Genomic DNA, 1,995 nt, shown 5'->3' with positions numbered 1-1,995 from the left:
TGTGCCGGTCAGGGCGAGGCGCCGGCTGGCATCGTAGTTGGCGGTGTTCTGGACCAGGCCGGCGACGCGCACTTCGCGCTGCAGGAGCAGCATGTCGGCGAGGCCTTCCGCCGCCCGCTTTTCCGGATCGATGGTGGAGAGCCTCGCCTCGCGCAGGCGCTTGGCGCGGTTCACGTCCGAATAGGGGATCGGCGCGTCGTAGCCGAACTCCTCGACCGTGGCGGTCCTTTCCTGGCCGGTGAACTCGAACTGGTTCGGCCGGCCGCGGCGGCCGATGCGCGCGTCGGGCGCGTTGAAGCCCTCTTCCAGCGGATAGAACATCCACTTGAAGTCCTCGTCGACCGGCATCCGCGGCAGGACGCGGTCGGCGATCAGGGTCTGGGCCTGGTTGCGATAGCCGATCGCGATCGCCGTCAGGGTCGCGTCGGTGACGAAGGGGCGCTTCATCGGAATACCTCATGCCGCGCGGCGGCGGATCGGGTTGATGGAAAGGATCAGGCCGACGGCTTGGAGAGCGTGGTCTGGACGATCAGGCAGCGGACCAGGTCGCCGGACACGCCGGCTTCGAGCGCGATCGCGCCGACCCAGACCACGGTGGAGTTGGTGACCACGGCTTTCACGGCCTGGCCGTTGGAGTCGGACGTGAGCGGGTCGCCGGCCGCGATCGTGCCGCCGGCCTTCACCTGGTAGGCGCCGAGGTGGTGGACATCGCCCATCGTCGCGGCATCGACGCCGAGCTTGTCGACGATGCCGATGATGGGGGCGGAGACGCCGGCGGCGAGCGCCGCGCCGGCCGTCGCCGCGATCGCGAAGAGATTGCCGGCCGCGGCGGCCGCGAAGGCGTGGGACTTGGTCAGGATCGGGGTCATGGGACGTTCCCTGGTGTCGCGATGTCGGGCCGGTCGGTCAGGACCAGGCGGCTAGGATCGGGCGGCCAGGACCTGGTCGATCGCCTCGGAGATCGTGACGACGAGCCCCTTGGCGGCCAGTTCGGACTGCAGCGCCTGGCCCTTGGCGGCGAGCACGACCGGGTTCACATCGCTCCCGTCCTTCGGCGTGTGCGCGTCGAGCCCGCTTGCGCCCAGCAGCGCCGGCGACGCGGCGAGCAGCGACTTGACCGAGGCGATGCCGGCGGTGGCGCAGAGCGCGGCATAGTGTTCGCGCTGGGCCGGGACGATCTTCTTGTCCTTCAGCGCCTGTTCGAGCAGCGCCTCGACTTCGGCCTTGCCGGCCGCCGCCTTGATGGCGGTCAGCTCGGTCGTGGCGGCCGAGAGCTTGGCCAGCGTCTCGTCATGCATGGCCTTGGCGACCACCGTCGCCGGATCGACGATCTTCGCCTGCAGGGCCTGGACGGCGGCGAGCGCAGCGGTCTCGGACGCGGTCTCCTGCAGGCCTAGAAGGGCCAGGACGGACTTCATGGGGCGGGTCTCCTCAAGGGTTGTGCCGGCATGCGCAAGCGCGACCTGGCCGGCGAGAGCGGGCGACGGAACGAGCGCGACGGATTTGAGCCAGGTCGCCTCGCCGGCCTCGGTGTGCAGGAAGGCCGGCGAGACGTAAGGGTGGCGCCGGATCGTCTCGGCCGCCTTGGCCGGCTCGACCCACTCGACGTCGGCGACGAGCTGCGCGCCGTCGGCCGCCAGTCCCGTGACCCAGCCGATCACGTCGACCGCCTCGCCCTTCGGCGCGCGGATCTCGCTGGCATGGTTGAGGTCGATCGGCAGCTTCAGGCCATCGGCCTTGAAGCGCGCCACAAGCGTGGCCGCGTCGATCCGGTACCGGCGGCCGTCGCGGGTCTCGATCGGGCCGACATGCGGGAAGACGGTGACGCGCGACGGCGCGGCAGGGCCGGCCGGCACAGCCGCCAGGGAGGCGAACAGGGCCGGCAGGGTCTCAGCGGCGAGGCACGAGAGGGGGCTTGCGGGGCGCGTCGTCATGGGGCGACACTGGCGCCGGGCCGGACCCGGATCGAGGCTGACATCCGTCAGCCCACGCGGC

General features: G+C 71.1%; 2 protein-coding genes and 1 pseudogene. All 3 read right to left on the bottom strand.

Annotation, left to right across the window (positions count from 1 at the left end):
- Positions 1-447, bottom strand: a pseudogene (locus KL771_RS28120) (capsid protein); the annotation flags it as partial.
- Positions 448-494: 47 nt separating this feature from the next.
- Positions 495-869: a hypothetical protein gene (locus KL771_RS28115; RefSeq protein ID WP_261971819.1), complete on the bottom strand. Its 375-nt coding sequence runs from the start codon at positions 867-869 to the stop codon at positions 495-497.
- A gap of 51 nt (positions 870-920) precedes the next feature.
- Positions 921-1,995: phage protease (locus KL771_RS28110; RefSeq protein WP_261971818.1), on the bottom strand; the 1,075-nt coding region annotated here is incomplete at its 5' end.

This window comes from Prosthecodimorpha staleyi, assembly GCF_018729455.1.
GTDB classification, from domain to species: domain Bacteria; phylum Pseudomonadota; class Alphaproteobacteria; order Rhizobiales; family Ancalomicrobiaceae; genus Prosthecodimorpha; species Prosthecodimorpha staleyi.
This window is presented reverse-complemented; position numbering and strand designations above follow the sequence as displayed.

Excerpts from the sequence above, each read along its gene's own strand:
- KL771_RS28115 (WP_261971819.1), bottom strand. The coding sequence starts at position 869 with ATGACCCCGATCCTGACCAAGTCCCACGCCTTCGCGGCCGCCGCGGCC.